The organism is Nonomuraea sp. NPDC049504, from assembly GCF_040676845.1.
In the GTDB taxonomy this organism is placed as follows: Bacteria; Actinomycetota; Actinomycetes; order Streptosporangiales; family Streptosporangiaceae; genus Nonomuraea; species Nonomuraea salmonea.
The window spans coordinates 37,891-61,180 of record NZ_JBFAPT010000023.1 but is presented as its reverse complement, the minus strand read 5'-3'; the positions used below and the strand labels follow the sequence as shown (position 1 = coordinate 61,180).

At 71.1% G+C, this 23,290-nt stretch carries 23 protein-coding genes; 15 read left to right on the top strand and 8 right to left on the bottom strand.

What is annotated here, in order from left to right:
• Window positions 1-53: 53 nt before the first annotated feature.
• Window positions 54-1,439 carry a hypothetical protein gene (locus AB0K28_RS36070; protein ID WP_364378773.1) on the bottom strand — a complete coding sequence of 462 codons (1,386 nt, stop codon included), beginning with the start codon at window positions 1,437-1,439 and terminating at the stop codon, window positions 54-56.
• Between the two features lie 229 nt (window positions 1,440-1,668).
• On the opposite strand from AB0K28_RS36070, the gene AB0K28_RS36065 reads away from it, so the two are divergent.
• From AB0K28_RS36065 to AB0K28_RS36040, 6 genes are all read left to right on the top strand, one after another.
• Complete coding sequence (locus tag AB0K28_RS36065; protein ID WP_364378771.1) at window positions 1,669-2,220, top strand: MarR family transcriptional regulator; 552 nt, start codon at window positions 1,669-1,671, stop codon at window positions 2,218-2,220.
• The gene (locus AB0K28_RS36060) at window positions 2,204-3,142 is read left to right on the top strand and encodes a tetratricopeptide repeat protein (protein WP_345397659.1); all 939 of its coding nucleotides are present in this window, start codon (window positions 2,204-2,206) and stop codon (window positions 3,140-3,142) included. Before AB0K28_RS36065 ends, AB0K28_RS36060 begins: the two co-directional genes overlap by 17 nt.
• A gap of 9 nt (window positions 3,143-3,151) precedes the next feature.
• Window positions 3,152-3,781 carry a cytidylate kinase-like family protein gene (locus AB0K28_RS36055; protein ID WP_345397662.1) on the top strand — a complete coding sequence of 210 codons (630 nt, stop codon included), beginning with the start codon at window positions 3,152-3,154 and terminating at the stop codon, window positions 3,779-3,781.
• A 56-nt stretch (window positions 3,782-3,837) separates the two neighbouring features.
• The gene (locus tag AB0K28_RS36050) at window positions 3,838-5,247 is read left to right on the top strand and encodes an NAD-dependent malic enzyme (RefSeq protein WP_345397665.1); all 1,410 of its coding nucleotides are present in this window, start codon (window positions 3,838-3,840) and stop codon (window positions 5,245-5,247) included.
• A gap of 217 nt (window positions 5,248-5,464) precedes the next feature.
• The gene (locus AB0K28_RS36045; RefSeq protein ID WP_364378766.1) at window positions 5,465-6,085 is read left to right on the top strand and encodes an RNA polymerase sigma factor; all 621 of its coding nucleotides are present in this window, start codon (window positions 5,465-5,467) and stop codon (window positions 6,083-6,085) included.
• Window positions 6,082-7,215, top strand: a complete 1,134-nt coding sequence (locus AB0K28_RS36040; protein WP_364378763.1) for a CU044_5270 family protein — start codon at window positions 6,082-6,084, stop codon at window positions 7,213-7,215. The genes AB0K28_RS36045 and AB0K28_RS36040 overlap by 4 nt, the downstream gene beginning before the upstream one ends.
• A gap of 15 nt (window positions 7,216-7,230) precedes the next feature.
• Here the strand turns inward: AB0K28_RS36040 and AB0K28_RS36035 are convergent, their stop codons facing one another.
• From AB0K28_RS36035 to AB0K28_RS36020, 4 genes are all read right to left on the bottom strand, one after another.
• A complete protein-coding gene (locus tag AB0K28_RS36035) occupies window positions 7,231-7,728 on the bottom strand; it encodes a hypothetical protein (RefSeq protein WP_364378760.1) in 498 nt (165 codons plus the stop codon).
• Between the two features lie 177 nt (window positions 7,729-7,905).
• Window positions 7,906-9,456, bottom strand: a complete 1,551-nt coding sequence (locus AB0K28_RS36030; RefSeq protein ID WP_364378757.1) for a glycerol-3-phosphate dehydrogenase/oxidase — start codon at window positions 9,454-9,456, stop codon at window positions 7,906-7,908.
• Complete coding sequence (glpK, locus tag AB0K28_RS36025; protein ID WP_345397674.1) at window positions 9,453-10,937, bottom strand: glycerol kinase GlpK; 1,485 nt, start codon at window positions 10,935-10,937, stop codon at window positions 9,453-9,455. Before glpK ends, AB0K28_RS36030 begins: the two co-directional genes overlap by 4 nt.
• 86 nt (window positions 10,938-11,023) lie before the next feature.
• Window positions 11,024-11,773, bottom strand: coding sequence for an IclR family transcriptional regulator (locus AB0K28_RS36020; RefSeq protein ID WP_345397677.1), 750 nt, complete (start codon window positions 11,771-11,773; stop codon window positions 11,024-11,026).
• A gap of 99 nt (window positions 11,774-11,872) precedes the next feature.
• Here AB0K28_RS36020 and AB0K28_RS36015 point away from each other — a divergent pair, with 99 nt between their 5' ends.
• Window positions 11,873-12,502 (top strand): TetR/AcrR family transcriptional regulator, encoded by a 630-nt coding sequence (locus AB0K28_RS36015; protein WP_345397680.1) that lies wholly within the window; start codon window positions 11,873-11,875, stop codon window positions 12,500-12,502.
• Window positions 12,503-12,546: 44 nt separating this feature from the next.
• Here the strand turns inward: AB0K28_RS36015 and AB0K28_RS36010 are convergent, their stop codons facing one another.
• Window positions 12,547-13,053 (bottom strand): hypothetical protein, encoded by a 507-nt coding sequence (locus tag AB0K28_RS36010; protein WP_345397683.1) that lies wholly within the window; start codon window positions 13,051-13,053, stop codon window positions 12,547-12,549.
• 111 nt (window positions 13,054-13,164) lie between these two features.
• Between AB0K28_RS36010 and AB0K28_RS36005 the strand changes: the two genes are divergently transcribed.
• Window positions 13,165-13,743: a YqgE/AlgH family protein gene (locus AB0K28_RS36005; protein ID WP_364378752.1), complete on the top strand. Its 579-nt coding sequence runs from the start codon at window positions 13,165-13,167 to the stop codon at window positions 13,741-13,743.
• Between the two features lie 26 nt (window positions 13,744-13,769).
• Here the strand turns inward: AB0K28_RS36005 and AB0K28_RS36000 are convergent, their stop codons facing one another.
• Window positions 13,770-14,393, bottom strand: coding sequence for a TetR family transcriptional regulator (locus AB0K28_RS36000; protein WP_364378749.1), 624 nt, complete (start codon window positions 14,391-14,393; stop codon window positions 13,770-13,772).
• Window positions 14,394-14,543: 150 nt separating this feature from the next.
• Here AB0K28_RS36000 and AB0K28_RS35995 point away from each other — a divergent pair, with 150 nt between their 5' ends.
• The 7 genes from AB0K28_RS35995 (at window position 14,544) to AB0K28_RS35965 (ending at window position 22,653) form a co-directional block, all read left to right on the top strand.
• Entirely contained in the window at window positions 14,544-16,139 is a 1,596-nt protein-coding gene (locus AB0K28_RS35995; RefSeq protein WP_364378746.1) for a DHA2 family efflux MFS transporter permease subunit, read from the top strand.
• Between the two features lie 84 nt (window positions 16,140-16,223).
• The gene (locus AB0K28_RS35990) at window positions 16,224-16,481 is read left to right on the top strand and encodes a DUF3039 domain-containing protein (RefSeq protein ID WP_237101223.1); all 258 of its coding nucleotides are present in this window, start codon (window positions 16,224-16,226) and stop codon (window positions 16,479-16,481) included.
• Between the two features lie 345 nt (window positions 16,482-16,826).
• The gene (locus tag AB0K28_RS35985; protein WP_364378742.1) at window positions 16,827-17,612 is read left to right on the top strand and encodes a zinc metalloprotease; all 786 of its coding nucleotides are present in this window, start codon (window positions 16,827-16,829) and stop codon (window positions 17,610-17,612) included.
• A gap of 23 nt (window positions 17,613-17,635) precedes the next feature.
• The gene (locus AB0K28_RS35980) at window positions 17,636-19,021 is read left to right on the top strand and encodes an MFS transporter (protein WP_345397700.1); all 1,386 of its coding nucleotides are present in this window, start codon (window positions 17,636-17,638) and stop codon (window positions 19,019-19,021) included.
• Window positions 19,022-19,104: 83 nt separating this feature from the next.
• Entirely contained in the window at window positions 19,105-20,220 is a 1,116-nt protein-coding gene (locus AB0K28_RS35975; protein ID WP_364378738.1) for a hypothetical protein, read from the top strand.
• Window positions 20,221-20,344: 124 nt separating this feature from the next.
• On the top strand, window positions 20,345-22,096 hold the full coding sequence (locus AB0K28_RS35970; RefSeq protein ID WP_364378735.1) for a DEAD/DEAH box helicase: 1,752 nt from the start codon (window positions 20,345-20,347) through the stop codon (window positions 22,094-22,096).
• Window positions 22,097-22,275: 179 nt separating this feature from the next.
• Window positions 22,276-22,653, top strand: coding sequence for an STAS domain-containing protein (locus AB0K28_RS35965; RefSeq protein WP_364378732.1), 378 nt, complete (start codon window positions 22,276-22,278; stop codon window positions 22,651-22,653).
• A 6-nt stretch (window positions 22,654-22,659) separates the two neighbouring features.
• Here the strand turns inward: AB0K28_RS35965 and AB0K28_RS35960 are convergent, their stop codons facing one another.
• Window positions 22,660-23,184, bottom strand: a complete 525-nt coding sequence (locus AB0K28_RS35960; RefSeq protein ID WP_345397715.1) for a hypothetical protein — start codon at window positions 23,182-23,184, stop codon at window positions 22,660-22,662.
• Window positions 23,185-23,290: the final 106 nt, after the last annotated feature.

The following is a 23,290-nucleotide window of genomic DNA, read 5'->3' as shown; positions in this document are numbered from 1 at the left end:
CTACCCGCTGGGCGATCATCAGTGCCCGCCCTATGGTGACAACTTGGCTCCTTTTAGGAGACGTCCCCGGTGTTCGCCACCGAACTGACCCCGCCCGCACCGGGCGTCTGCGGCGCCGACCTGGCGGAACCGCCGGGCGTTGGGTAGACGGGGTAGACGTGGCTCGACTCAGGGGTCGGGCGCACCGACGGGGTCATGCCCGCCTGCGCGGGGCCGCCGCCGAAGTGGGTGCTCGACAGCCGGCAGCCCTGGAAGTCGGTGTAGAACATGCGCAGCCACTCGCGGCGCTGCGGCTCGCTCAGCGAGGAGAACCACTGGGTCGCGTACTGGTGCTCGGGCAGCGGGGTGCCCGGCAGCGGCTCGCCGCGCAGCCAGGCCGTGACGATCTGGCGGTAGCCCTCGGCGACCGTGGTGGGGCAGCGGGGCGCGAGCGACTCGACGTACTCGTACGCCGCCTCCTCGGCGAACCCCGCCGACAGGTCGGGCACGTGCACGGGGGCCAGCCCGTTGGCCGGCTTGAGCGCGTCGTCCAGCGGGCGCTGCTCCACCCGCGTGAACGCGGCGGGCGTGCCCGCGAGCCGCGAGGCGATCTGCGTGAACGCCGCCCCCAGCTCGGTCAGCCCCGCCCGCATGCCGGGATGCACGCACACGGTGATCGGCCACTCCTGGCAGCTGTAGGCGATGTCCACCGCCGCGGCCGGCTTCGCCTGGGTCAGCACCCGTGAGACGCCCATGCCGGCCGCTAGCACGGCGAGCAGCGCACACGCCAGCACCATGGCCTGCCTGGTCACCAGCGCCGCCCAGCCGAGCAGCAGCGCGGCGGTGAGGCCGAGCAGCCAGATCGTCTGGTCGAAGAACGGCGCCCCGCTGAGCCCCTGGAACAGGTCATACGGCTCGCCGGTGCCCGGCGCGAGCTTGTCGGCCCACCCGCGGTCGTCGGCCAGCCATGAGAACACCCCGTAGCAGGCCAGACCCGCGATCGGCGGCGTGTACGGCTTCGGCACCACCCATCCGGCCACCCACCCGATCACCGAGTAGAGCGCCAGCCCCGCCATGCCCATGCCGAGCCCCGACAGGCTGAGCCGGCCGGCCTGGTCGGTGAGCACCGTCTTGACGGCGAGCACCAGCACCGTAGCGCCGAACGAGCCCAGCACCACCACCACGATCGCCAGCGGCGCCTTGAGCGCCCGCCACGTCGTGAGTGAGCGCCCGCGCAGCGCGCGGCGCTTGCGCAGCGCCACCCAGGCGGCGAAGGCCGCGGCGACGGGCCCGGTCAGCCGGAGCGAGCCGATGACCGCGGCCACGATGTTCTCCCACGCGTCGACACCCGGGATCAGGACGTTCCACGCCGCGATCAGGCCGACAGCAAGCAGGACGGCAACCGTGACGGCCGCGCTGTGCTTCAGCTCCTCCCGTGAAACGCCCGCGTGCTCACGCACCCTTGTCCCCGTTGACGTTCATCAAGCACCCCCCGTGCCCCTAGGCGATGCGGCCGCCGCGCGGTCCTGGCCCGTCCCCACAGGCCGTGAACTTGGCGTCCGCGTCACCATACGTACGAGAACCATAACTGAGCGTGATGATTGACGTCCGGATTCTTGGTCAAGCAAAGAGAGCTGTCGCTGAGCGTAATCAGACGAACCGGGATGACCGGCGCGCTACCGTATCGCTGTGTCGCAGCCGAAGCCGCTCAACCTGCCGTTCGACCCCATCGACCGCGCCGCGGAAAGCTGGCGCGCTCACTTCGGACCTTCCTCCGCCATGGCCGCCGTCACCTCGATCATGAGAGCGCATCAGATCCTGCTGTCGCAACTTGACTCGCTCCTGAAGCCATACGACTTGACCTTCGCCAGATACGAGGCGCTGGTGCTGTTGACCTTCAGCAGGACGGGCGCGCTCCCGCTGTCCAGGATCGGCGAACGTCTCATGGTTCATCCCACGAGCGTGACGAACACGGTGGACAGGCTGGAGAAGCCCGGGTTCGTGACGCGTCGCCCCAACCCCCGCGACGGCCGCGGCGTGCTCGCCGAGATCACCGAGGCCGGCCGCGACGTCGTGCGCCGCGCCACCGCCGACCTCATGGCCGCCGAGTTCGGCCTGTCGATGTACGCCGAGGACGAACTCAGCCAGATGTTCGACCAGTTGCGCACGCTACGGGTGGCGGCGGGTGACTTCCCGGCTTCGTCCATGCGGCAAGATGAAGGGCATGGCGGACTTCTCTAAGCCCGGGTCACTCTACGGAGCGATAGACCTGGGCGCGCGCAAGCAGGCTCTTGAGGCGCAGGCCCGGCGGGAGGCGGCAGGTCCCCAGGCGGCGTCGGCCTCAGTCGTCGATGTGACCGAGGAGACGTTCACGGCCGATGTCATCGAGCGCTCGATGACCGTGCCGGTCGTCCTCGACCTCTGGTCGCCGCGGGCTCCTGGCAGTGCCCAGCTCAGCCCGGTGCTGGAGAAGGTCGTCGGCGACCTGGGCGGCAAGGCCGTCCTGGCGAAGGTCAACGTCGATGCCAGCCCGCAGATCGCCCAGGCGCTGCGCGTGCAGGCCGTGCCGACCGTGCTGGCGATCTTCCAGGGCCAGGCCGTGACCGGCTTCCAGCAGGTGCTGCCCGAGCAGGAGGTGCGGCGCTGGCTCGACGAGCTGATGGGCGCGGTCGAGCAGTTCTACCAGGCCAACCCCGGTGCCAGGCCGCCGGAGGCCGAGGGCGGCGAGCCCGAGGCGCAGGCCGGCCCGCCGGCCGACCCCGACCTGGTGGCGGCCGAGCAGGCCATCGACGCGGGCGACTACGACGCGGCGATCGCGGCCTACGAGCGGCTGCTGGCCCGCGCGCCCGGCGACGAGGACGCGAAGATGGGGCTGGCGGGGGTCAGCCTGATCAAGCGCACGGCCGAGGCCGACCCCGCCGAGGTGCAGCGGCGCGCCCAGGATCCCGACGACCTCGACGCCCAGCTCATGGCCGCCGACCTCGAGATGCTGTCCGGCTCGGTCGACGAGGCGTTCAACCGCGTCATCGCCGTGGTCAAGCGCACCTCGGGTGACGACCGTGACCGGGCGAGAAAGCATTTGCTGGGGCTTTTCGACGCCTTGCCGGCCGAAGACCCATCTTTGGCGAAGGCGCGTAGGGCATTGGCGAGCGCCCTGTTCTAACCTGGGGATATGCGGGTCGTCACCATATCGGCGACATACGGCACGGCCGGCAACCAGATCGGCCCGGCCGTGGCCGAGCGGCTCGCCGTGCCCTTCGTCGACCGGGCCATCCCCAGCGCGGTGGCCCAGCAGCTGGGCTGCACGCTGGAGGAGGCGCTGGCCCACGACGACCGCGCCGAGCACGGCCTCGGCCGGCTGTTCTCCGGGGCCATGCGGCTGCCCACGGTGACGTTCGGCGGCGTCGACATGTACGTCCCCGGCGCGATGCCGCTCGCGCCCGAGGAGTTCGTCCGCCACACCGAGCGGCTGCTCAAGGAGATGGCCGGCGACCAGGGCGGCGTGTTCCTCGGCCGGGCGGGCGCGGTGGTGCTGGCCGACCATCCAGGCGCGCTGCACGTCCGGCTCGACGCGCCGCTCACGCGGCGCGTCAGGCAGACGGCCACGCTCGCCGAGCTGAGCGAGCGCGAGGCGCGGCGCGTCATCGAGGACAACGACCGGGCGAGGACCGCGTACGTACGCCACTTCTACCGCGTCGACCCGGCCGATCCGTGCCAATATCACCTGGTTCTCGACAGCACCACCATTCCCGTGACGACGTGCGTCGAGCTGATCGTCCTGGCCGCCGAGGCACTGGGTTGACCGAAAGCCCCCTAACATGGGAGGCATTCTTGGTCAGTCCCGAAGGAGCGATTGACGTGGCGACCGTCCCGAGTGTGTCGTACTCCATCACCGTGCGGCTCGAGGTGCCCGCAGGCGGCAAGGCCGTCAGCCTGCTCACCCACGCCGTAGAGTCGGCTGGGGGCGTCGTCACCGCCCTCGACGTCACCAACGCGGGGCACGAGAAGCTCCGCATCGACGTGACCTGCGCGGCCAGGGACACCGACCACGCCCAGGCCATCGTCGACCAGCTCGAGGCCGTCGAGGGCGTCGTCATCCACAAGGTGTCCGACCGCACGTTCCTCATGCATCTCGGCGGCAAGATCGAGATGAAGTCGAAGGTGCCGCTGCGCAACCGCGACGAGCTGTCCATGGCGTACACGCCGGGGGTGGCGCGCGTATCGATGGCGATCGCGCGCAACAAGGAGGACGCGCGGCGCCTGACCATCAAGCGCAACACCGTGGCCGTCGTCACCGACGGCTCGGCCGTGCTGGGCCTCGGCAACATCGGGCCTGAGGCGGCGCTGCCGGTCATGGAGGGCAAGGCGGCGCTGTTCAAACGCTTCGCCGGCATCGACGCCTGGCCGATCTGCCTCGACACCCAGGACGTCGACGAGATCGTCCGCACCGTGCAGGTCATCGCGCCCGGGTTCGGCGGCATCAACCTCGAGGACATCGGGGCGCCGCGCTGCTTCGAGGTCGAGCGCCGGCTGCGCGAGCTGCTCGACATCCCGGTCTTCCACGACGACCAGCACGGCACCGCCATCTGCGTGCTCGCGGCGCTCACCAACGCGCTGCGGGTGGTCGACAAGAGCATCGAGACCGTCAAGATCACCATGGCGGGCGCGGGCGCGGCGGGCAACGCCGTGCTGCGGCTGCTGCTGGCGGCCGGCGCCCGCAACGTCGTCGTCTGCGACTACCTCGGCGCCGTCCACAAGGGGCGCGACGACCTCGACGAGTCGCTGCGCTGGATCGCCGACCACACCAACGCCGAGGGCTACGCCGGCGACCTGCGCGGCGCGGTCAAGGGCGCCGACGTGTTCGTGGGTGTCTCTGCGCCCGGCATCCTCACCGGCGACGACATCGCCGCGATGGCCGACAACCCGGTCGTGTTCGCGCTGGCCAACCCCGAGCCCGAGGTCTCGCCCGACGAGGCCCGCGAACACGCCGCCGTGGTCGCCACCGGGCGCTCCGACTACCCCAACCAGATCAACAACGTGCTGGCCTTCCCCGGGGTGTTCCGCGGGCTGCTCGACGCGCAGGCCACCGAGGTGACGCAGGAGATGCTGCTGGCCGCCGCCGGCGCGCTCGCCGCCGTCGTCACCCCCGAGGAGCTGGGGCCCAACTACATCATCCCCAGCGTCTTCCACCCCGACGTCGCCACCGCGGTTGCCGCCGCCGTCCGCGAGTCGGCCGGTGGCCGCGCCCGCGGCTTCACCGAGGCCTGACCTCCCGGGCCGGGGCGCCAGGTGACCGCCCCGGACCCGCCTCGCTAGCGTTTCTCTCCTCCAGCCCGACCCGCCCACCGAACCTGGGCCGGTCGGGCTGTGTGCTTGCCGCACAGCCGCGGTGAATTCAGGGGGAACGGTGAATTCAGGGGGAAGGCGACGGCGGCCTGCGGGCAACAACAGGTGACCGACGTCCCGCCGATCACGAGGCCTCGCCATGAATGAGCCGCACCTGGCCGACCCCCCGGACACCGCCTCACCGTCGCAGGACGACGCCGGGGCGATCGAACGGTCCTGGCAGGAGCCCGAGCGTTTCGGCGCCGTCTTCGACGCGCACTACGCGGAGATCCACCGGTACGCCTCCCGCAGGCTCGGCCCGCAGGCCGCCGACGACGTCTGCGCCGAGACGTTCGCCCTGGCCTTCCGCGAGCGCCGCCGCTACGACCTGCGCCGTCGCAGCGCCCGTCCCTGGCTCTACGGCATCGCGACCAACCTCATCAGCCGGCACCGGCGCGACGAGGCACGCCTCCTCCGCGCCGTGGACCGGCTGCGACCGGGGGCGAAGCCGATCGGCGGCCACGAGGAGGAGGTGACGGCGAAGGTGAGCGCGCAGGCCGTCAAAGGCGCCCTGGCCAGGGCCATCGCCGCCCTGCCCGCGGACCAGCGTGACGTGCTGCTGCTGGTGGCGCTCGCCGGGCTGAGGTACGAGGAGGTGGCGCAGGCGCTGGACGTGCCCTTCGGCACGGTCTCCTCGCGGCTCAACCGGGCGCGCAAGAAGCTGCGCAAGGCGCTGGGCGGAACGAATCCGCTGCTCGACGAGGAAGAGGCACAGCGATGAACGACCTGCATCTCGTACGAGGGGTCTACGACGACCCGCCCCCGCCCTCCGACCAGGCCACCGAGGCCGCCCGCGCCAGGATGCTGGGCCAGGACGACACCGCACGGCCGCGCTCCCGCCGTGCCTGGCGCCTGCCCGTCGGCCTGCTGGCCGCCGCCACCGCCGCCGCCACCGCCGCGGCCGTCGTCGCGGGTGTGACGCTCACCACCGACGCCCCGCCGCCGCGGACGGGCGTGCAGGCCGTGCCCGATGACGCCCGGTCGCCGCGCGGCATGATGCTGGCCGCCGCCTCCCAGGCGGAGCGGCAGCGGCAGGGCCCCTACTGGTACTCCCACCAGCGCACCGCCTTCGCGACGCTCGCGCGCGGCAGGACCGGCGGGTACGTCGTGGAGGAGCGCCACGAGTACTTCATGTGGACGGGACGCGCCCGCGGCGACGGCAATTCCTTCTACGGCCGTACGTTCGCGGGCGGGCCCCAGACCGGCGCGGACGCCGACGCCTGGCGCGCGGCGGGTTCCCCGTCGAGCTGGACGGTGCGCTCGTCGGGCGTGACCAGGACCGTCAGCGCGACGTCCGGTGCCTGGCAGGAGGACGATCCGGACGACCAAGGTGGCGGCGTCTTCCACATCCCCGGCCTCGGCCAGTTCACCTATCAGGAGCTCCAGGAGCTGCCCACCGACTCAGCAGGGTTGTACGAGCTGCTGTGCGAGGGCTCGGTCAGGTTCCTCGGCGGCGGCTCGGGGGCGCCGAAGCGTTGCGACAAATCAAAGAAGGTGCTTGACCAGGCCTTCTCCGTCCTCACCGGCACACCCGTGCCGCCCAAGGTGCGAGCCGGTCTCATGCGCCTGATCACCGACTATCCGGGCGTGCGGCGGCTGGGCGCCGTCACGGATCCGCTCGGCCGTCCCGCGGTCGGCCTCGCGGCCTCGTTCGAAACCGCTGACGGGCGCGGCACCCTCCAGGAGGAGGTGCTCTTCGACCAGCGGACCGGCAAGGTCCTCGGCCGTCGCCACGTCCAGCTCGAACCCGGCCCCAACAGCGAGAAGTGGCAGGTTCCCGGCAGGACGCTGGACTCCTGGCTGATCATGGACTCGGGCTGGAGCGACGCCAAGCCCGCCCTTCCCGGCTAGGGCGTCCCGTGGCGGTCAGGAGGTGGGGATGGCGGTGGTCAGGGCGGGCATCAGGCGGTAGCTCTCCTGGAAGACCAGGTTGTGGGCGTCGGCGGCGGCGATCGCGCGGAGCAGGTCGAGCTGCCCCGCCGCGTCGGACTCGTCGAAGACGTTCAGCGGCCAGTCGCCGACCGTGTTGCCGCGCAGGTGCGGGTGGTGGAAGTCGCAGCCGAAGTGGGCGACGACCGCGATCGGCTGCTCGCCGGCGGCGCGTTGTTCGGGCCACGTGAGCGACCACATCGCGTTGAGCCCGCCCTCCCTCGACCGGGTGACGCCGCTCGCGACCACCTCCCCGGTGCCGAGCAGCAGGTCGGCGTTCGCCTCGTCGAGCGCCCTGCGCGCCACCGGGTCGAGCAGCTCGACGGCTCGGGCGAAGAGGCGTTCCTTGTTGTCCCGCGTGACGGCCTGGCCGTGCACGCCGTCGCGCAGGTCCGTGAAGTGCCTGATCAGGGCTTCGTTCATCGGTGTACGCATGCCCTCCCTCTGCCCTGTCCTGGCCCCGCGCCACCTTTGTCCAGGTGCGACTCCCTCTGCAGAGAATCTCTATGCACGAGTCGCGAAAAGGTGCTCGCGGAGTTACAAGTTTTTCTGATCCGGTCGAAGTGCGACACCGCCCCGGCCGCTGTTCCTCCGCCAGGCGACCACGTGACCTCACCCCAGCAGGGCGGCGATCCGCTCCCGCACCTCGGGCGTGTCGAGCCCCCGGACGGTCAGGGTCGTGCGGCGGCGTACGACGTCGTCCACTGTGGCCGCCCACTCGTGGTCACGGGCGTAGACCGCCTGCGCCCAGATATCGGGCCCGCCGGGGTGGATGCGCTCGCCGAGCGCCGGGTCCTCGCGGATGAGCCTGGCCAGGTCGAACGCGATCGAGCCGTAGTGGGTGGCGAGGTGCCTGGCGACCAGCGGGTCCATGCGGGCGTCCCGGTCGCGGTCGGTCCACAGCCGCAGCGCCACCGCGTCGGGGCTGGCCAGGCCGGGCAGCGGCACCGCGGGCAGGATGTCGGCCAGGTCGTCGCCGAGCGGCCGGCCGGGCAGGTGGGCGAGGGTGTCGAGCACGTGCTTGCCGATGTGCCGGTACGTCGTCCACTTGCCGCCCGCCACCGACAGCATGCCGCCCGAACCCCTGCTCAGCAGGGTCTCCCGCTTGGCGGCGGTCACCTCCTTCGGCCCGCCGGGCAGCACCCGCAGGCCGGCGAAGGCGTAGGTGATGTCCTCGCGCCTGAGCTGGGCGTCGCGTACGGAATGGCCGGCCTCGTCGAGGATCTGCGCGATGTCGGCCTCGGTCGGGCGGACGTCGGCGGGGTCGCCCTCGTACGCCTCGTCCGTCGTGCCGAGCAGCAGGTGGTCCTCCCACGGGATGGCGAACGACACCCGGTACTTGTCGATCGGCGTGGTCAGCGCCGCCTTCCACGGCTCGTGCCGGCGCAGCACCAGGTGGGCTCCCTTGGACAGCCGGATGCTCGGCGCGGCGCCCGGGTCCTCCATGCGCCGCAGGTGGTCGACCCAGGGCCCGGTGGCGTTGAGCACGAGCCTGGCCGACACCCCGAACTCGGCCCCGTCGAGCCGGTCGCGCAGCTCGGCGCCCGTCACGGTGCCGCCCGTCTTGCGCAGGTCCACGACCTGGGCGTGGTTGAGCACGGTGGCGCCCGCGTCCACGGCCGCGCGTACGGTCATCACGGCCACGCGGGAGTCGTTCATCTGGTGGTCGCCGTAGACGGCGGCGCCCCGCAGCCCCTCCGTGCGCAGCGCCGGCACCTTGGCGAGGGCCTGATGCGGCGTGATCACCTTGCCCATGCCGTCGCCGAACACCGACAGCGCCGAGTACAGGAACACGCCCGCGCCCAGCTTGGCCGCGCCGTGCGGACCGCCCTTGTAGATGGGCACCAGGAAGGTCAGCGGCTTGACCAGGTGCGGCGCGATGTCGGCGGCCAGGGCCCGGCGCTCGCGGTGGTTCTCGGCCACCAGCTTGACGTTGCCGGTCTGCAGGTAGCGCAGGCCGCCGTGGACGAGCTTGGACGAGGCGCTGGAGGTGGCGCCGGCGAAGTCGCCCGCGTCCACCATCGCCACCCGCAGCCCGGCCTGCGCGGCCATCCAGGTCACCGAGGTGCCGAGGATGCCGCCGCCGATCACCAGCAGGTCGAAGGTGGTGGTGGAGAGCTCCTGCCGGACCTGCGCCCGGTCGGTGCCGATCGTGGTCGTCATGCGGTCTCCTCCTGCTCGACCCAGTCGAGGGTCCTCGCCACGGCCTTCTTCCAGTTGCGGTACTCGCGCTCGCGGACCTCCTCGTCGATGGCCGGTCGCCACTCGGCCGCCTTGTGCCAGTTGGCGCGCAGGCTGTCGAGGTCGGGCCAGTAGCCGGTGGCCAGCCCGGCGGCGTACGCGGCGCCGAGCGCGGTCGTCTCCGACACCATCGGCCTGATCACCGGCACCGCCAGCACGTCGGCCAGCATCTGCATGAGCAGGTTGTCGGCCGTCATGCCGCCGTCGGCGCGCAGCGTCGTCAGGTCGAGCCCCGAGTCGGCGTTCATGGCGTCCACGACCTCGCGGGTCTGCCACGCGGTGGCCTCCAGCACGGCCCGCGCGATGTGCCCCTTCGTCACGAACCCGGTCAGCCCCGCGATCACGCCGCGCGCGTCGGAGCGCCAGTGCGGCGCGAACAGCCCCGAGAAGGCCGGGACGAAGTAGCAGCCGCCGTTGTCGTCCACGGTCTTGGCGAGGGTCTCGATCTCGGCCGCGCTGGAGATCAGGCCCAGGTTGTCGCGCAGCCACTGCACCAGCGAGCCGGTGACCGCGATGGCGCCTTCCAGCGCGTACGTGGCCGGTCCTTCGCCGATCTGGTAGCCCACGGTGGTCAGCAGGCCGTGCTTGGAGACGACCGGCTCGTGCCCGGTGTTCATCAGCAGGAAGCTGCCCGAGCCGTACGTGCTCTTCACCTCGCCGGGGGAGAAGCAGGTCTGGCCGAACAGGGCCGCCTGCTGGTCGCCCAGCGCCGACGCCACCGGCACGCCCGCCTCCGTGTGCCCGTAGACCTCGGCCGACGGCCGGATCTCCGGCAGCATCGCGCGCGGCACGCCGAGCGCGGCCAGCAGCTCGTCGTCCCAGGACAGGGTGTGGATGTTCATCAGCATCGTGCGGCTGGCGTTGGTCACGTCGGTGATGTGGCGGCCGGTGAGGTTCCACAGCAGCCAGCTGTCCATCGTGCCGAACAGCACCTCGCCGCGCTCGGCGCGCTCGCGCAGGTCGTACGCGTCGAGCAGCCAGCGGATCTTGGGCCCGGAGAAGTAGGTGTGCAGCGGCAGCCCGGCCCGCTCCCTGAACAGCGGCTCCTGCTCGGCCAGCGACCGGGTGAGCGCGTCGGTGCGGGTGTCCTGCCAGACCACGGCGGGGCAGACCGGGCGGCCGGTGGCGCGGTCCCACAGCACGGTGGTCTCGCGCTGGTTGGTGATGCCGAGCGCGGCGATCTGCCCGTCGTCGATGCCGGCCCCGGCCACCGCCTCGGCCAGCACGCCGCGCACGGACTGCCAGATCTCGTCGGCGTCGTGCTCGACCCAGCCGGGGCGGGGGAAGATCTGGCGGTGCTCGCGCTGGGCGACGGAGATGATGTGGCCGCCCTCGTCGAAGACGATGCACCGGCTGGACGTGGTGCCCTGGTCGATGGCTGCGATGTACTGGGGTGCAGGCACGGGGTTCCTCGCTAGTGCTGCTGGTTCGACATTGTCGAACGGTCTGCCGAACGAATGCTATGTGGTCGCTGGTAGGTGTTCAAGTGTCATCTGGCCAGGTCACGGCTTATCGCCCGGGCCGCGTCGCGGACGTAGGAGACGAACTCCATGTGCAGCTCGCCGCCGGGCGCCAGCCGCTCGACGGCGCCGCGGATGCCGATCGCGCCCACGACGATGCCGCGCGGGTCCTTGATGGGCGCGGCGATGGCCACCTCGCCCTCGGTCAGCTCCTCCATCTCGCACGCCCAGCCGCGCGACCTCACCCGGTCGAGCTCCGCCGCCAGCGCGGCGGGATCGGCCAGCGTGTGCTTGGTGTAGGGCTCCAGAGGGGCCGCGGGCGGCTCGTCGTACGGGTCGTAGGCGAGCAGCACCTTGCCGAGCGCGCTGGCGTGCACCGGCAGATATGTGCCCACCTGGAGGGTCTGCATGCTGTCGTCGGGCCTGAAGACGTGGTGGATGACCAGCACGTGGTCCTCGTGCAGGGTGCCGATCCAGGCGCTCTCCCTGCTGCGGCCGGCCAGTGCGTCGGCCCAGTTGATCGACCTGCCGCGCAGCTCGTTGACGTCGAGGTAGCTGCTGCCGAGGTGGAGCAGCGTGGCCCCGAGGCGGTACTTTCCCGTCGCCTGGTCCTGCTCGACGAACCCGACGCGCACCAGAGTCCGCAGGATGCCGTGTAGCGTCCCCTTCGGCAGGCCCAGGGCTCTGGCCAGTTCGGCGACCCCGAGCTGTCTCGGGCCGGAGGCGAGCAGCCGCAAAATCGCGGCGGCTCGTTCGACGGACTGAATCGTCTCTCCCACAGGAGCGACACTAGCGCAATTTCGTTCGGTAATGCCGAACGGACTGCTAATGAAACAAGAGTTTCGATAATATGGTCGGCTACACGGCGAGGAGACTCGATGGACCAACCCTCCCGTTCCGCGGGAACCGTACGGCCGGGTGGCCGTACCGCGCGGGTGCGCGCCGCCGTCCTGGAAGCCACCCAGGACGCGCTGGTCGAGCACGGCTTCCACGCGTTGACCATGGATCAGATCGCGGCCAGGGCGGGCGTCGGCAAGACCACCGTCTACCGGCGCTGGGGAAGCCCCGCCGGCCTCGTGACCGATCTCATGAACGAGTTCGCCAACCAGTCCTCGCCGCACGCCGACACCGGAAGCATCGAGGGCGACCTGCGGGCCAACGCGCTGATGGTGATGGAGGCGCTCAACGACCCGCGGCTCGGTGTCACACTCCAGGCCGTCATCGCGGCGGCCACCAGCGACGAGCAGGCGGCGCTCGCGCTGCGCACCTTCTACCTGCGCCGCATCGACGAGTGGGCCACCGTCGTGGAGCTGGCCGTCGCCAGGGGCGAGCTGCCCCAGGGCACCCATGCGGAGGAGCTCATCAGGGCCGTCTCCGCGCCGCTCTACTACCGGCTGGTCGTCACGCGCGAGCCGGTCACGCGGGAGGTCGCGGAGGCGTCCGTGGCCCGCGCGCTGGCCGCCGCCAGGGCGGGAGCCTTCGTGACCGCAGGAGACCGCTCCCCTTAGGACGCGTTCTCCTTGGGACGAGCTCTCCTGAGGACGGGCTCTCCTTAGGACGAGCGCGGCCAGATCGAGCCGTACCACCACAGGATCCCGCCCATCACCACCATGCCGCCCGCCGTCGCGAGCTTGGCTAGGAGATCGGTGGGCGGGCCCGTGAACGGCAGCTGCTTGCGGTGGTGACCCCACGGGCAGTCGTTCTCCAGCCGGGTGGAGTCGATCAGCGTCTCGGGGGCGCTGTCGCTCACCGAGAACGCCTCGATCTCGGCGCCGCTGCCCCTTGCCACCCGTACGTGCCGGACGATCGTCTTGCGCGCCGGGATCGAGCCGCTGGCCACGCTGACCCCGTCGGACTTCAGGTCGAACCTGGCCAGCTGGCGGGTCTGGTTGTGCAGGCGTACGGTGGCGCGGCCCGTACGGCAGGCCACGCCGTCCACCGTCATCGTGAACGGGTCGCCGGTGTCGGACCCCGGCCAGGCGTGGGCCGGCAGCGTCAGGAAGAGCAGGAAAGCCCCCAAGGGGAGGCAGACCATGACGAGCCGAGTACCGATGCGCATGTGCTCCTCCCGAATGTGATCTTCGCTACCTAAAGTTCCCAAGCGTGTACGAAAAGTAACATGGGGGGCTCGGGGGAGCGCGCACCCCATCGGAGCCTTCATGATGGAGGTATGGCGGAAGCGATCTACGTCGGCGGTTTGTTGGTGGCGACGCCGCTTCTCGACGACCCCAACTTCCGGCGTAGCGTCGTGCTCATCCTCGAACACGACCACGACGGCGGCACCCTGGGCGTCGTGCTCAACAGGCCGAGCGACATCTCGGTGACCCAGGTCCTGCCGGTCTGGGATCCGCTGGTGACCGGGCCGCCGGTGCTGTTCGAGGGCGGGCCCGTACAGACCGACAGCGCGCTCGCGCTGGCCGCGGTGCCGAGCGGCGAGGAGCCGCTGGGCTGGCGCCGGCTGCACGCGGGCACCGACGCGGTGTCCAGGCTGGGCACGGTCGACCTCGACGCGCCCCCCGAGATCCTCCAGGGCGAGATCGCCCAGATGCGGATCTTCGCCGGCTACGCGGGCTGGACGTCGGGACAGCTGGAGAGCGAGATCGCCGAAGGGGCCTGGTACATCGTCGACTCCGAGGTCGGCGACACCTTCCACGCCGACCCGTCCTCCCTGTGGCGCCAGGTGCTGCGCCGCCAGCCCGGGGAGCTGGCGTTCGTGGCGACCTGTCCCGATGACCCGACGATGAACTGACGACCCGACGATGAACTGAGGCCGGGTCAGGGCTGCTGGTCCCACCCGGGCCGCAGGCAGCGCTCGGTCAGCTCCAGCGTCTGCGCCATCCGCTCCTTGATCTCCGCCATCGGGGCGTCGCGGCGCGGGCACTCGAACCCGACCCGCATGGTGGACATCGCGAACGCCACGATCAGGTGAGCGAGCTGGTCCTCGTCGGGGTCGGTGCCGCGGCGCGCGGCGACCTTCTCGGCCAGCCGCCGCTCGGTCTCGGCGCCTCTGGCTGCCGAGAGGCCGACCAGGTGCGGGTGTGACTCGAACAATCTGCGAAGCTTGAGGAACCTCTCCGCGTCCTCGGGCGTTGACTCATCCAGGTCGGCGAGCAGGGCGCGCAGTCCCCACATGAGCGAGGCGAACGGCGGCTCGTCGTGCGGGCGCTCGGTCAGGGCGTCGAGCATGATCTCCTCGCCGTGGTCGTGAAACCACAGCACCAGGTGATCCTTGCTGGTGAAGTAGCGGAAGAAGGTGCGGGGGGAGATCTCGACGGCCCCCGCGATCTGCTCCACGGTGGTCGATTCGTATCCTTGTTCGAGGAAGAGGTCGAGCGCCGCGTCGAGGATCGCCAGGCGCGTCTTCTCCTTCTTGCGTTCCCGCAGACCCACGGTCGTCATCTCCTCGACACAAAGCTGTCATAGTGTGCCATAAGTCATAGCCCGCCGTCTTTAAGTCAGTTGTGAAGTGTCACCCTGTGCCATAGATTACCGGAGGCTTAGGACTTTTCTGCCCCGGTGTGGGGCGATCTGTGGAAATAGGGGGACTTAATGGCTCACGCGAAGGCGGTCGACGCACCGTCATCGCCCGGCCCGGCCGGCGCGGGGACCGGGGGCAACCCGTGGCTCGTTCTGCTGGCGGTCAGTCTGGGCGTCATCATGGTGATGCTCGACGGCACGGTCGTCGGCATCGCCAACCCAGTCATCCAGACGGACCTCAAGGCGTCGCTTTCCGACCTGCAGTGGGTGACCAGCGGCTATCTGCTGGCGCTCGCGGTCTTCTTGATCACCGCCGGCAAGCTCGGTGACCTGTTCGGGCACAAGCGCGTCTTTCTCATCGGTGTGGGGGGCTTCGCCGTCTCGTCGGTGGGCATCGGCTTCAGCGCCGAGCTCGCCGACGTCGTTCCCGGTGTCACGCCCATCGGCGCGCTGATCGGCCTGCGGGTGCTGCAGGGCCTGTTCGGCGCCCTGCTGCAGCCTGCCGCCCTGGCGCTGCTGCGCAGCGCGTTCCCCGGGCCGAAGCTGAACCAGGCGATGGGTGCCTGGGGCGCCATCATCGGCCTGTCCAGCGCGGCAGGACCGATCGTGGGCGGCCTGCTCGTCGGCGGTGGCAACTGGGAGTCGGTCTTCTTCATCAACGCCCCCGTGGGCGTCATCGCCCTGGTCATGGGCATCATTTTGATCAAGGAGAACCGCGCCAAGAGCCTGGCCAGGATCGACTGGCTCGGTGTGGTGCTGCTGTCCGGCGCGATGTTCTCGCTGGTCTGGATGATCATCAAGGCCCCTGACTGGGGCTGGGGCGACAGCACGACGCTGACCTTCCTCGCCGTGTTCGTGGTGCTCATCGGCCTGTTCATCTTCTGGCAGAGCCGCGCGAGCCAGCCGCTGGTGCCGCTGTCGCTGTTCGCCAACCCGTCCATCTCCATCGGCACGTTCCTGATGATGATGGTCGCCTTCGCGATGTTCGGCGCGATGTTCTTCCTGGGCTTCTTCTTCCAGGGCGTGCACGGGCTCGAGCCGCTGGACGCCGGCCTGCGCATGCTGCCGATGAGCGCGGGCATGATCGTCGCCTCGCCGCTGGCCGGCATGATGCTGAGCAGGTTCGGACCGAAGATCACCATGGCGGGCGGCCTGCTGATCACCGCGTTCGCGATGTTCCTCATGTCGCGGCTCGGCATCGACGCCTCGTTCATCGAGAGCGGCATCCCGTTCGTGCTGCTGGCCTTCGGCCTCTCGCCCGTCTTCGTGGGCGCCACCGAGATCATCGTCGGTAACGCTCCCGTCGAGCTGAGCGGCGTCGCCGGTGGCGTGCAGCAGTCGGCCATGCAGGTCGGCGGCGCGCTCGGCACCGCGATCCTGGGCGCCGTGATGGCGTCCGAGATCTCCAGCAATATGCCCGGCTACCTCGGCCCGATCGCCCAGCAGATCCCGCCGGAGCAGATGACGGCGCTGGAGAAGGCCGCCGCCTTCGGCGCGGCGCCGCCCGGGCTGCCCGAGCCCGTCGTCAGCGCCGTGCACAACTCCTTCATGGACGGCATGCACCTCGCCTTCGTGGTGAGCACCTGCATCGCGGTGCTGACCGCCGCGCTGACGATGTTCGTCAGGGCCGGCAGGAAGACCGAGGGCGCTCCCGTCCACATGGGCTGATCGCTTCTCACCTACGGCCTCCGTCCCTCGCGGGCGGGGGCCGTCGCGCTGTGCGGGGTCCTGGGCGGGCATAAACTCGATGGGGTGAGCACGAAGATCCTCCCCGAGCAGGAGACCACTCCGCGGACGTCGCACGGCGACGGCGATCACGAGCGGTTCGCCCACTACGCGGACAAGCACAAGATCACCGAGAGCATGGTGACCGGCACGCCCATTCGCGCCCTGTGCGGCAAGATCTGGGTGCCCAGCCGCGACCCCAAGAAATATCCGGTCTGCCCGGAGTGCAAGGAGATCTACGAAGGTCTGCCTCCCGGCGGCGGCGAGGGCGACGACAAGCAGTGAGTGTTGCTGTGCGCTAATCCCCACACGGAGGGTTACGGTCTGTAGCCAGATCGTCTCAAGCCGTGGGGGATATGCATGGTCCGGCGCGCGACCGCCGTCTCGTTGGCATGCCTGCTCGCCGCCGGGCTCATCCCGCCGCTTCCTGACGGATCGGCGGCGGGCGCCGGCGCCGCGCTGAGGTCGGGGGCCGCGCCGGCGGATCGGTGCGCGGGGGGACAACACGCCGAGCAGCACCCCAGGCACCACGCAGGGCAGCACGCCGAGTATCGCGCTGGACACCCCGCGGGGCAGCACGCCGAGCCTCGCGCTGGACGCCACGCCGAGCCCCACACTGGGCAGCGTCCGATGCCCGGTCCTGCCCGCGCGCCCGTGCCGCGCTCGCCCAAGCCGGAAGACGTCGCCAAGGTCGTCGGCGAGCTCGGCCGCCGCCTGGCCGGGGTCACCCCGCCGACCCACATCACCGTGCCCACGCGCGTGCACGTGATCGCCTCGGGCCCCGACCGCCAGGTCTCCGAAGAGACGGTCAAGGCCCAGATCGAGGTGCTCAACGCCGCGTACGCCGGCAAGTTCGGCGGCGTCGACACCGGCGTGCGCTTCCGCCTCGACACCATCTCCGTCCGGCGCAGCGCGGCCTGGTTCACCGACCCCGTCGGCAACGAGAAGGTCATGAAGAAGGCCCTGCACGAAGGCGGGGCCGACACGCTCAACCTCTACATCGCCCAGCTCAGCGAGCTGATGCTGGGCTTCGCCAGCTACCCCTACTGGTACGCCGGCGCCCCCGCGCTCGACGGCGTCGTGATCGACTGGCGCAGCCTGCCGGGCGGCGCGATGACGAACTACAACCAGGGCTTCACCGGCGTCCACGAGATCGGCCACTGGCTCGGCCTGTTCCACACGTTCGAGAACGGCTGCCGCGAGCCCGGCGACGGCATCGACGACACGCCGGCCGAGGCCAGGCCCACCGAGGCGTGCCCGCAGGACAAGGACACCTGCGCCGACCGGCCGGGCAAGGACCCGGCGCACAACTTCATGGACTACGCCCACGACCGCTGCATGTGGGAGTTCACCGCAGGCCAGGCTCACCGCATGCACGAGATGTGGGCCGCGTTCCGGGCCTCGTCCGCGACCTGAACGGGGCGAACTACGATGTCCGGGTGACAGCACCAAAAGCACTCGACACTCCCACAAAACCGCCCGGCATCTTCGACACCGCGTACCGGGCGGCCACGTTAGGGATCCTCCTGGTGGTCACGCTGATCGCCTTCGAGGGCATGTCGGTCGGTGTGGTGATGCCGTCCATCGCCAAGGAGCTGAACGCCCTCGACCTCTACGGCATCAGCTTCTCCGCCTTCCTCATCGCCAGCCTGTTCATGAACGTCGTCTCCGGGCTCTGGTCCGACAAGCGCGGCTACCCGGCGCCGTTCCTGGCCGGGGTGGTGCTGTTCGCGGCCGGCATGGGGCTGGCCGGCGCCGCGTCGTCCGCGGAGATGTTCCTGCTGGCGCGGGTCGTGCAGGGGCTCGGCGGCGGCTCCGCGATCGTCGCCCTGTACGTGATGATCGCCCGCGTCTACCCCATGGACGTGCGGCCCAAGGCGTTCGCCGCGCTGTCGGCCGCCTGGGTCGTGCCCGCCATGGTGGGGCCGTCCGTGGCCGGGTTCGTCGGCGACACGTGGGGCTGGCGTTACGTCTTCTACGGCATCGTCCCGCTGGTCATCCCCGCGCTGGTGATGCTCGTGCCGGCGCTGCGGATGGGCTCGGCGCACCAGGCCCAGCCCGCCACCGGGCCGCGCTCCAAGCCGGTGGCGATGACGCTGGCCGCCACCTCGACCGCCGGCGGCGCCGGGCTGCTGCTGTACGGCGTGGACGGGCTGCACCGCGACGTGCTGCCCGCCGTGGTGGCGAGCGTGGCCGGGCTGGCGCTGCTCGTCGTCGGGCTCTACCGCCTGCTGCCGCCTGGCTCGCTGCTGCTGCGGCGCGGGCTGCCGACGACCGTCCTCATGCGCGGGTTCTTCTCGGCCTCGTTCTTCGGGGTCAACTCCTTCATCCCGCTGGCCCTGCAGGAGGTGAAGGGGTTCGAGACCACCGCGGCCGGCGTCGCGCTCACCACGGGCGCGCTGGGCTGGTCGGCCGGGGCGTACCTGCAGAGCAGGCAGTCCGCCGACCCGCACAGGCGGATCAGGCTGGGCGCCGGTTTCGTCACCGCGGGCATCCTGGTCAGCCTGCTGTCCGTGCTGCCGGGCGTCACGGGGTGGATCGCCGTGCCGGCGTGGATCCTCGCAGGGCTCGGCATGGGCTACGGCATCACCACCACCAACGTCACCGCGCTCAAGCAGTCGCCGGTGAACGAGCAGGGCGCGAACTCGGCCTCGCTGTCGGTCTCCGACCAGCTCGGCTCGGCGCTGTCCGTCGGGATCGGCGGCGCGCTGGTGAACGTGATCGGTCACGCGCCGCAGCAGATCGCCACCGGGTTCCTCGTCATCGCGGGCCTCATGGCGGCCATCGCGCTCAGCGGGACGCTGCTCGCCGGTCGTACGCGCTGAAATTCCGTCCCTCCCGTCACACCGGTCACACTTCGCCTGTCACCGGTCGCCAGGAGTGATAGGACAGCGGGCGAGGAGGTGACATGGACGATGATCACCGGGTCTGGCCCCCGCAACCGGGGCCCAGGCACCGCCGCCCGCCGTCCCCTCCCCCCGACCCGGCCCCGCCCGACGACGTCCCGCCGCCGCGCCCCAAGAGGACGCGGCCGCCGTACCAGGACCAGCAGCGCCAGCTCGAACGCCGGCGCGCCGAACAGCACCAGGACCAGCCGCGCCAGGTCGAAGGCCGGCGCGCCGAGCAACACTGGGCGGAGGCCCGCCCCGCCGCGCCCCCGTCCGCGCCCCCGTCCGAGCCGCCGGCCGCCTGGAGGCGCCGCGACGAGCCGCCCGACGACGCGGAGCGGGGCCGCTCCGACGGCTCGGGGTGGGCGCGCACCGAAGACCGGCGGCAGCGGCGGCATCCGCTGGACCTGGAGCCGGACGAGTCGTTCTGGAACGAGGACGACCTCCACGACGCGGACGAGCCGTCGTGGAGCCCGCGCATCCGCGGCGCCGCCCGCGACGACTCCGACGACCTGCCGCCGTCGGCGCACCTCTACGGCGCTCCCACCGCCCCCAGACAGCGCGCGGGAGGCGCCCAGAGCGGCACGGGGACGCAGCGGAAGGTGCCGTGGAAGGTGGCCGCCGTGCTGACGGCCCTGGCGGCCGCAGCGGCGCTCGTGGCGGCGGCCACGGTCACCGCCCTGCGCTTCGTCGCCGAGGAGCCCGAGCCGGGCCGCCTGAGCGACCCGCGGGCCGGCGTGACGGCGACCCTCCCCGAGGGCTGGCAGACGGACCCGGTGCCCCCGGTCACGGGCTTCACCTCGGTCGCCCGCGACGACGCAGGCGGGCTGGTGATGGCCCGCCCGATGGAAGGGCCGATCGAGGACGCCAAGAAGGCCACGGCCCAGGCCGCCGAGCTCTACTCCAAGCTGCTGCTCAAGGGCGACCGCGTGACGGTCGTGGACGACCGCCGCACCCAGGACGGCCACACCCGGGCGCTGCGCGCCGAATACCGCGACGTGGTCAACCGGCCGGCGTACCTGCGCGTGACGCTCGTCACTCGCCAGGGCAGGCCGGTGCTGCTGCTCGGGCTGCTCCAGCCCGAGGAGGAAAGCCGCAGGCAGGCGCTCGACACGGTGCTGACGAGCCTCCGATAAGCCGCATAGCACGTGAGGAGAACGTTGGCCAGAATCCTCGGCTCACGGCACGTCTTGTCGGTGGGCCCGATTACCCTTGGGTCACTGTGAGAGAGCGAAGCACACCAACCTCAGAGGTGATGCGGTGAGCACCTTCGCCGCGTCCCACCTTTCGCCTTCCTATCCAGACCGCGCCGCATGGGGCACCGCTCCCAAGCTCAGGGCCTGGCAGCAGGAGGCGTTCGACCTCTACTTCAGGCGCGAGCCGCGTGACTTCCTCACCGTGGCGACGCCGGGCGCCGGCAAGACCACCTACGCCCTGCGCATCGCCAGCGAGCTGCTCGCCAACGGGGTGATCAAGGCGATCACCATCGTGACGCCCACCGAGCACCTCAAGCGCCAGTGGGCCGACGCCGCGGGCAAGGTGGGCATCGCCATCGATCCCGAGTTCAAGAACAGCCAGGGCACCACCTCGCGCGACTACACCGGGGTGGCGGTGACCTACGCGCAGGTCGCCATGCATCCCGCGCTCCACAGGGCGCGCACCGAGGCCCGCAGGACGCTCATCATCTTCGACGAGATCCACCACGCCGGCGACGCCAAGTCGTGGGGCGACGGCGTGCGCGAGGCGTTCGAGCCCGCCACCCGGCGGCTGCAGCTCACCGGCACGCCGTTCAGGTCCGACGACAACCCCATCCCGTTCGTCGGCTACGAGGAGGACGGCGAGGGCGTCAAGCGCAGCGTCTCCGACTACTCCTACGGCTACGGCCCCGCGCTCGCCGACGGCGTCGTCCGTCCCGTGATCTTCCTCGCCTACTCCGGCGAGATGAAGTGGCGCACCCGCGCCGGCGACGAGATCGCCGCGACGCTCGGCACGCCGCTCACCAAAGACCAGCTCTCCCAGGCGTGGCGGGCCGCGCTCGACCCCAAGGGCGACTGGATCCGCCAGGTCATGCAGGCCGCCGACCGCCGGCTCACCGAGGTGCGCAGGGGCGTGCCCGACGCGGGCGGCCTGGTCATCGCCACCGACCACGAGACCGCCCGCGCCTACGCCCGCCACCTCCGCAACATCACCGGCGAGGGCGCCACGGTCGTGCTGTCCGACGACCCCGGCGCGTCGAAGAAGATCAAGCAGTTCGCGGCCTCCGAGGACCGCTGGCTGGTCGCCGTCCGCATGGTGTCCGAGGGCGTCGACATCCCGCGCCTGTGCGTGGGCGTCTATGCCACCTCCACCTCGACCCCGCTCTTCTTCGCCCAAGCCGTGGGCCGCTTCGTGCGCGCCCGCAAGCGCGGCGAGACCGCGTCCGTCTTCCTCCCCTCGGTGCCGACCCTCATGGGCCTGGCCAACGAGATGGAGGCCGAGCGCGACCACGTGCTCAACAAGCGGCCACCCGAGGACGGCCTCGACGACACCCTGCTCGACCAGGCCAACCGGCAGAAGGACAACCCCGACGTCCTCGGCGACGAGCTGCCGTTCGAGACCATGGAGACGTCGGCGACGTTCGACCGGGTGCTGTTCGACGGCGGCGAGTTCGGCACGGGCGCCGAGATCGGCTCCGCCGAGGAGGAGGACTTCCTCGGCCTGCCCGGCCTGCTCGAGCCCGACCAGGTGGCCACGCTGCTGCGCAAGCGGCAGTCCGATCAGCAGGCCGCCAGGCGCAAGCAGCAGAGCGCTGAGCCCCGGCAGGAGCTCGCGCCCCACGAGCAGATCGCCGAGCTGCGGCGCGAGCTCAACGGCCTCGTCGGCGCCTGGAACCACCGCACCGGCCAGCCCCACGGGGTGATCCACAACGAGCTGCGGCGGGCGTGCGGCGGGCCGCCGATCGCGCAGGCGACGGTGGAGCAGATCCAGGAGCGCATCGCCATGATCCGCCGCTGGGCCACCCAGCGCCGCTGACCGTCTCGGCCGGCGGGCGCGCCCGCCGGCCGAGGCGCAGGTCAGCAAGGGTGGAGATGGCCGTCACGGTACGTGACTATGCGCATTTGGTCACAGAGCACTGGCCTTCTGTTAGAAGCTCGACGGAACCGGCAACAACCACTCTTGGCTGTCTTGGGATACGCAGAAGGACTTTGCCCATGTCGTCTGAGGCCACCGGAAAGCCGACGCTCACCGTCACTTCAGGCCTCTCTCGAAACGCCATCATCGTCAGGCTCGAAGGCGAGCTCGACGTCAACGCGTTGCCGATCTTCCAGGAGCACGTGCAGCAGATCTGGGAGCTGCTGCCCCAGCCCTTTCTGATCCTCGACCTCAGCGAGGTCTCGTTCTGCGACTCCATGGGCATGAACGAGCTGGTCCACCTCATGCAGCGCTGCGAGGGGGGCGGCACCAGGCTGGTGCTGGGCGGGGTGCAGGGGGTCATGGCGCGGGTGCTGTCGATCACGGGGCTGCGGCACGCGTTCGAGGTGTACGCCAGGATCGACGACGCGCTGCGGCTGACCGTCACCCACGCCTGACACGGCTCAGGCGGCGCGTGAGGGGATCGGGCGGCCGGTGCGGCCGTCGACCGGCACCACGCCCTTCTCCGGGTGCAGCGGCACCGTCAGCGAGGCGGTGCCGTTCTTCACGTGGACGGGCCGGGCGTAGGAGTGGCGCGAGGGTGCCCGGCCGGCGTGGCCGGCGGCGTACAGCCAGATGAGCAGCTTGTCGCCGCGGGGGAGCACGACGACCTCGGCGGTGCGGCACTCGCCGGGGACCGCGGGCCACGTCAGCACCAGGTGCCGGCTCACGTCGGCGGTGCGGGGGACGGGCGCGTGCCCACGGCACGGCGGCGCGGCCGGGGTGGCGGCGACGGCCACGGCCGGCGGGGAGGGCTCGGCGGCGGGCGCGGGCGGCGGGCGCAGGGCGCTCATGGCGATGGTGCCCGCCTCCAGCAGGACGAGCGTCACGACGCCGGCGGCGCGGTCGATCGTGGTGCCCCTGACCAGCAACCACAGGGCGAGGGGCCCGAGGGCGAGCCAGGCCACGCCGAGGGACAGAGGCAGCATGGAGAACCTCCCACCGCTTGGAAGAGTGATCACTCTCCGTGGTACTCCGGCTTCGGAGCGGCGTCCGTTCTCCTCGATATCACATGACCGTAGCGTTGCAAACTGT